We start from the raw sequence: 7068 nt of genomic DNA on the forward strand, positions 1-7068 counted from the left end.
CGGCGGCGGGGGCCAGCGCGGCCGCCACCCGCAGCGGGCGTCCGGCCGCGGTCGGCGCCTGCGCGTACGGCAGCAGGCGCTCGCCGAGTGCGATCCGCAGGCCGGTGGTGCGCAGCGGCCGGGCGTCGGCGGCCAGTACCAGCAGCCCGCGGCCGGCCGGCTCGATCAGCGGGTAGGCCCACCAGAGGATGTCGCGCAGCCGGTCCTCGCGGTCGCAGACGGCCATCGCGCCGGCCCACGGGGTGTCCAGCTGGGTCAGGTCGTCGAGGGTGGAGAAGGCGTCGCAGCGGTGCCCGGCGCCGGGCGGCAGCGGCCCGGCGGTCTCCGCGCGCGGCTCGACGGCGGGCAGCAGCCCGATCGCGGTGCGCCCGCAGGTGACCTCCGCGCGGTGCCCGAACAGCTCCTCCGCGGTGCGGTCCCACTGGGCGATCCGGCCGTCCGGGTCGACCAGGACGGAGGCGACCCGCAGCAGCGCCACCACCCCCGCGGGGTGGGCGCCGGCCGGCGCCGGGCCGCCCGGTGGCAGCGGTGAATCGGCTCCTGGCCGCGGTGTGGAGTTGGGCTCGTCCACCATGGATCCGGTCTGCTCCCGCCTGGCCGCCGTGCCGTGCGACGGACCCGTCGTCGGGGCGGCGTGCTGGGCTTCCTCGTCTCCGGCCGCTCCTGCCTGTCCTGTTCCGCCCGTACCGGGGTGTGCCGTGCAGCTGGCCGTTCGGCACTCGTCCGTACGTGCGGTGCAACCTGGTGCGCCCTCCAGCGAAGCACGGACCGGGCCGGGTCCAACAGCGAATCGAGGAGATTCGTAAGTATCAGTTGCGTGTCACCCCGCGTGCGCCGGAGCGCGCCTCGGGTTCACCCGTTCGCGTGGGCGGTTCACCGCTGCGGGTGCTTGGGTAGGGTGGCAGGCCGGACCCAGGTCGACCGGACGAAGGCGAGCAGGTGAGCACGGAGAGCCCGGCACGGTGGAGTGACCCCGAGCGGGAGCGGCTGGAGGAGCAGGTCGCCGCGACCGAGCTGGCCTGGCTGACCCTCGAGGTCGATGTGGAGACCCTACGGGTCGAGATCGACAACTTCGCGCTGGTCCACCACCAGCTGCTCGGCCCGCTCTACGCGAGCCTGGACGAGCTGGACGCGCTGATCGCCGAGGCGGTCGCCGCCCGCAGCGGCGATCCCGAGGACCTGCGCCGGGCCGCCGAGGCCCGGGCCCGGGTCGAGCCCCCGGCCGCCCCCGAACCCACCGACGAGCTGCTGCGCGAGCTGGAGCCGGAGCCCACCCGCAAGGTTCGGCCGGACCGGGAGGCCCAGCGGGTCTACCGCGAGCTGGCCCGCCGCGCCCACCCCGACCTGGCCACCGACCCGGCCGAGCAGGAACGCCGCTCGGCGTTCATCGCCCGGGTCAACGAGGCGTACGCGCACGGCGACACCGCCGCCCTGGAGCAGCTCGCCGAGGAGTGGTCCACCGACCCCGAGACGGCCCCGGCCGCCGACGCGCCCGAGCGGCCCGACTGGCTGCGCCAGCGGCTGGAGTGGCTGACCGGCAAGATCGGCCGGCTGGCCGCCGAGCAGGTCCGGCTGGAGCGCACCCCGATGGGCGAGCTGCTGCTGCTCGCCCCGCAGGAGCCCGAGCGGCTGCTGGAGGAGCTGGCCGACAGCCTGCTCGCCCGGGCCGCCGGACAGCGGGCCGAGTTGGAGCGGCTGCTCGGCGACCCCGGTCACAATGGTGATGGCCAATCCCGTGAACCCCAGGAGAACCGGACGATGTTCGCTCAGCAGATCCCCACCACCGACGCGGCCTCGGTGCCCGCCGACGCCGCGCTGCTCGACGTCCGCGAGCAGGACGAGTGGGACGCCGGGCACGTCGACGGCGCGCTGCACATCCCGATCGGCGAGGTGATCGCCCGCCTCGACGAGCTGCCCGACGAGAAGCTGTACGTGCTCTGCCGGGTCGGCGGCCGCTCCGCGCAGGTCGTCCAGTACCTGGTGGCGCAGGGCCGCGAGGCGGTCAACGTGGACGGCGGCATGTACGCCTGGGAGGCGGCCGGCCGTCCGATGACCGGCACCGGGGGCCGTGACGCCTACGTCCTGTGACGGCCCGTCGGGCCGGGCCGCCGCGGCGGTGACGGAGGACGCCCCTGTCGCCGACGGCCCGGGTGGGGCAGGATGACCGGGCGACAGCACCGGTGATCCGTTGGGGAGTCCGTGGGAGGAGGCGGTGTGCGCGTCTGGTCCACCCCCGCCCTGCTGGTGATCTGCCTGTCCGGGGCCGGGCTGCTCGGCGGTACCGGGCTCTTCCTCGGGGCGCTGTTCCTGCACGTCGCGCCCGCCAACGCGGTCTCCCGCCAGTACCAGCGGGAGCTCGACGCGGTGGTCTACCCGGAGTTCGAGCAGAACTGGAAGCTGTTCGCGCCCAACCCGCTGCAGCAGAACCTCACGGTGGACGCCCGGGTGCAGACCATCGACGGGGACAGCCGGGTGACCACCCGCGACTGGGTCGGCCTGACCGCCGAGGACGTCGCCGCGATCCGCGGCAACCCGGCCCCCAGCCACCTGGACCAGAACATGCTGCGCCGGGCGCTGGACTTCTACCGGACCACCCACCCCGAGCAGGACGGCGCCCCGGTCGGGACCCGCGGCAGGCTCGCCGAGGAGTACCTCGAGCGGATCGCGCTGCAGCGGTTCGGCCGGACCGTCGGCGGTGAGCGGGTCGTGCAGATCCAGTTCCGGTTCGGCTCGGCCGCCATCGCCCCGCCGTCCTGGAGCCCCGAGCAGACCGACACCGCGGTCCAGTACCAGGAACTGCCGTGGTGGCCGGTGGAAGAGGCCGACTACCGGGGGCTGGGGTGAGCGGCCCGATACCGCCGGGGGCGGCGGACCCCCGGCCGGCCGACGCCGGTGCCGACGCCGACGTCGGGGCCGCTGCCGACGCCCGGCCGCAGCCGGACGGACCCGCGCCGCCGACCCGCTTCGAGCGGCTCTTCGACGCCTTCACCGCGCGCAGCTGGCTCATCCGCCAGGCGGCCGTGGTGCGGATCGGCATCGCGCTGGCCTGGGGCGGCTTCCTGCTGCGCGAGTGGCCGAACCGGCGCGAGCTGTACGGCGACCGCTCCCCCTGGTCGGCCGAGCTGGCCGGCCGGCTGATCGGCGAGACCCATGCCTTCACCGTGCTCACCTGGTCCGACACCAGGCTCTGGTTCGAACTGGTCTACCACCTGGGCCTGCTGGCCGCCGTGCTGCTGGCGCTCGGCTGGCGGACCAGGGCGACCGGCGTGCTGTTCGCCGTCACCGCCGTCTCGCTGCAGAACCGCAACGTCCTGGTCGGTGACGGCGGCGACAACGTGGTCCACCTGATGGCGCTCTACCTGGTGCTGGTGCGCTGCGGCCGGTACTGGTCACTGGACGCCCGCCGGGCCCGGCGGCGCCCGCCGCGCGGCCCGGTGGGCGAGCCGCGGGCGGTGCTCGACGCGCTGGCCACCATGGTGCACAACTGCGGCATGGCGGTGATCGCCGTACAGGTGGTGCTGATCTACTCCACGGCCGGCTGGTACAAGGTGCAGGGCACGCGCTGGCAGGACGGCACCGCCCTGCACTACCCGCTGCACCTGGACTACTTCACCCCCTGGCCGGCGCTGTCCGGCCTGCTCGGCTCCAGCCTGCTGCTGACCGTGCTGCTCTCCTACGGCACGGTGATCCTCCAGGTCGGGTTCCCCTTCACGCTGGCCAACCGGCGGCTGAAGAACGCGCTGCTGGCGCTGATGATGGCCGAGCACCTGGCGATCGCGGTCGTGCTCGGGCTGCCGTTCTTCTCGCTCGCGATGATCGCGGCGGACGCGGTCTTCCTGCCGACGGCCGCGCTGCTGTGGACCGAGCGCCGGCTGGCGGCCGGGCTCGCTGCCAGGACGGCGGCCCGGCGGGGTAGCGGACGGACGGACGCCCCGGCCGCCGAGCGCGGGAGCGAGGAGCGGCAGCCGGCCAGCGGCTAAGCTCCCGTCATGTCCTGGTTCGCCTCACTTCGTGACACCGCGAAGGCCGGACTGACCCTGGACCGGACCCTGTCCGACCCCCGGCGAGCCGTCCGCGGCGCCGTCGCGGTCGCCCTGGTGGTCTTCCCGACCCTGGCGCTGGCCGGACCCTCGCTCGCCACCTCCGCCGCGATGGGCGCCTTCATCGCCGGCACCGCCACCTTCCAGCGCAGCTTCCGGCCGCGCACCTCGCTCGCCGTCGCCGCCGGCCTGGGCCTCGGGATCAGCACCTTCCTCGGCTACCTGGCGGTCGGCGTCCCCGGCGCCTTCCCGGTGCTGCTCGCGCTCTGGTCGTTCGGCGCCGGCATGATGTGGGCGATCGGACCGACCGGCGGGGTGGTCGCCGCGACCACGGTCTCGGTGATGCTGGTCGTCGTCCAACTGCCCGTCAGCGTGGAGACCGCCCTCGGCCACGGAGCGCTCTGCGCCGTCGGCGGCGCCGCCCAGGCCCTGGTGGTCACCCTCTGGCCGGTCGACAGCTGGGGCGCCCAGCGCGACGCGCTCGCCGACACCTACGCCGCGCTCGCCGACTACGCCCGTCGGCTGCGCCAGGACCCCACCGCGCACGTCGACCCGGAGCCCTTCATCCTCGCCCGGCAGGCGGCCGCCCTGACCCCCTGGCAGGCCCGCCACCGGCCGCCCGAGATGCGCGGGCTGCGCGGCATCGCCGAACGGGTCCGCCCGGCGCTGGCCGCGCTCGCCGACCCCCGGGTCGGCGCGGCCGCCGAAGGGCCCGAACGCGACCGGGCGCGCGAGATCCTGGCCGCCGCCGCCGAGGTCCTGGACGCCCTGGCCCGCGCGGTCCGCTCCGGCGATCCGTACCGGCCGCCGCGCTCCACCCCGGCCCTGGCCCTGCTGCGCCCGGACGAGGGGCCCGGCCTGCGCGGCGCGGCCCGCCGCTCCGCCCGGCGGCTGTCCGGCCTGCTCGGCAAGGCCGTCGACAACCTGGACAAGCAGGACCGCTCGACCGTGACCGGCCCGGCCCGCGGCCCCGGACTGCACCGGCCGCCGCTGCTGCGGGTGGTGCCCTCGGCGCTGCGCACGGTACGCCGCCAGCTCGACCCGCACGCCGCCGTCTTCCAGCACGCCGTCCGGCTGTCCTGCGTGGTCACCGGCGCCTACCTGGCGGCCCGGCTGCTGGGCGTGCGGCACGGCTACTGGGCGCCGCTGACCGCCGCCATGGTGATGCGGCCGGACTTCGCGCAGACCTACAGCCGGGGCGTCGCCCGGCTGGCCGGCACGGTCGCCGGGGTCCTGGTCGCCACCCTGGTGGTCCGGCTGGCCGACCCGGGCGAGTGGGTGTCGGCGGCGCTGGCCGTGGTCTTCATCGCCGGCGCCTACCTGACCCTGCGCACCGGGTACGCGCTGGCCACCGCCTGCATCTCCGGGTACGTGGTGTTCCTGCTCGGCCTGGAGGACGTCGACCCGACCCAGACCGCGGTGGACCGGATCGCCATGACCCTGCTCGGCGGCGCCCTCGCGCTCGGCGCCTACGCGCTGTTCCCCACCTGGCAGACCGCCCGGCTGCCCGAGCGGCTGGCCGAGTGGCTGGCCGCCGTCGGCCGGTACGCGGCCGCGGTGGTCGCCGCCCTCGGCGAGCCGGACGAGCGGCACACCCGGATCGTCCGGGACACCCTGCTGGACGTCCGCGAGGCCCGCTCCGAGATGCTCGAGGCCCAGCAGCGGGCCGACGCCGAGCCGCACCGGGACCCCGACCGGCTGACCGAGCTGCCGCGCAAGCAGCTCGACCGGGCCCGGGCCGCCGTCGGCCTGCTCGGCCGCTCCACCGTGCTGATGGAGGCCCACCTGCCGGCCGCCGACAGCCCGCCGCTGCCCGGCACGGCCGCCTTCGCCGAGGAACTGCGGGACTCCACCGCCATCGCGGCGGCCGCCATCCTGCTCGGGCACCCGGCGGACTTCTCCGCCCTCCGGGCCGCCCACGAGACCTGGGACGAGGTGCTCGCCACCCTGCCGCCGGAGACCGGGGCCGAGGACCGGGTCGCGGTCGCCCGCGGCGGGGCCAGGCTGCTGATGCAGGCCGTCGCCGACCTGGAGAAGGCCGTCCGGCCGCGCCGGGTGGCGGGGCCCGTACCCTCGAAGGCGTGACGAAGACGGGTGTGCCCCTGACGGGCGAGCAGTACGACGAGGCCTTCACGCCGGACGACCGCGAGATCGGCGTGGGCCCGCACCCCGGGCCGTGGCCGGCCGGACCGCACTACGACCCGGAGCTGCTGGCCGCCGGCGACCGCCGCAACGTGACCGACCGCTACCGGTACTGGACGCACGAGGCGATCGTCGCCGACCTGGACACCCGCCGGCACGGCTTCCACGTCGCGGTGGAGAACTGGCAGCACGACTTCAACATCGGCTCGGTGGTGCGCACCGCCAACGCGTTCCTGGCCGAGCAGGTGCACATCGTCGGCCGCCGGCGCTGGAACCGGCGCGGCGCCATGGTCACCGACCGCTACCAGCACCTGCGCCACCACGAGGACGTCGCCTCGCTGGCCGCCTTCGCCGCCGCCGAGGACCTGCCGCTGATCGGCATCGACAACCTGCCCGGCGCCGTGCCGATCGAGACCTTCGAGCTGCCCGAGCGCTGCGTCCTGCTGTTCGGCCAGGAGGGCCCCGGCCTGACCGAGGCCGCCTGGGAGCACGCCACCGCGGTCTGCTCGATCGCCCAGTACGGCTCGACCCGCTCGATCAACGCGGGCGCGGCGGCCGCCATCGCCATGCACGCCTGGGTGCGGGTGCACGGCGCGGCGGCCCCGGCCGTCAGCTGAACAGCAGCCGCCAGGTCTCCGGGCCCGGGTACCCGTCGGCGTCGGCCCCGGACCAGCCCTGCGCCCGCTGGAACGCCTGCACGTTGAGCCGGTCCGCCTCGCCCCATTCGGGGCTCGGGCCCTCGGTGTAGGAGCGGCCGTAGCCCTTGCGGACCAACTGCTCACCGAGCTGCTGCACGGCCGGGCCGACCCGGCCGGGGCCGAACGCGGCGGCGCCGGGGAAGGCCGGGACGGCCGGTCCGGGCGGCGGCGGGACGGGCGCGGGCGCC

The 7068-nt window shown here is 75.9% G+C and carries 7 protein-coding genes; 5 read left to right on the forward strand and 2 right to left on the reverse strand.

Annotation, left to right across the window (positions count from 1 at the left end):
- Nucleotides 1-574 (reverse strand): PAS domain-containing protein (locus AA75_RS17980; protein WP_033821093.1); only part of this gene is annotated, 574 nt, incomplete at its 3' end.
- Nucleotides 575-939: 365 nt separating this feature from the next.
- Between AA75_RS17980 and AA75_RS17985 the strand changes: the two genes are divergently transcribed.
- From AA75_RS17985 to AA75_RS18005, 5 genes are all read left to right on the forward strand, one after another.
- Nucleotides 940-2088, forward strand: a complete 1149-nt coding sequence (locus AA75_RS17985) for a rhodanese-like domain-containing protein (protein ID WP_063794385.1) — start codon at nucleotides 940-942, stop codon at nucleotides 2086-2088.
- 126 nt (nucleotides 2089-2214) lie between these two features.
- The gene (locus AA75_RS17990; protein WP_082526606.1) at nucleotides 2215-2844 is read left to right on the forward strand and encodes a DUF5819 family protein; all 630 of its coding nucleotides are present in this window, start codon (nucleotides 2215-2217) and stop codon (nucleotides 2842-2844) included.
- A gap of 161 nt (nucleotides 2845-3005) precedes the next feature.
- Nucleotides 3006-3980, forward strand: a complete 975-nt coding sequence (locus AA75_RS17995) for an HTTM domain-containing protein (protein WP_233289070.1) — start codon at nucleotides 3006-3008, stop codon at nucleotides 3978-3980.
- Nucleotides 3981-3989: 9 nt separating this feature from the next.
- Nucleotides 3990-6125, forward strand: a complete 2136-nt coding sequence (locus AA75_RS18000; protein WP_033821095.1) for an FUSC family protein — start codon at nucleotides 3990-3992, stop codon at nucleotides 6123-6125.
- Nucleotides 6122-6799 (forward strand): TrmH family RNA methyltransferase, encoded by a 678-nt coding sequence (locus AA75_RS18005; protein WP_033821096.1) that lies wholly within the window; start codon nucleotides 6122-6124, stop codon nucleotides 6797-6799. Before AA75_RS18000 ends, AA75_RS18005 begins: the two co-directional genes overlap by 4 nt.
- Here the strand turns inward: AA75_RS18005 and AA75_RS18010 are convergent.
- Nucleotides 6792-7068: peptidoglycan-binding protein (locus tag AA75_RS18010; RefSeq protein WP_033821097.1), on the reverse strand; the 277-nt coding region annotated here is incomplete at its 5' end. The two genes, AA75_RS18005 and AA75_RS18010, sit on opposite strands and share 8 nt — an antisense overlap.

It is taken from the genome of Kitasatospora sp. MBT63, from assembly GCF_000710465.2.
Taxonomy (GTDB): domain Bacteria; phylum Actinomycetota; class Actinomycetes; order Streptomycetales; family Streptomycetaceae; genus Kitasatospora.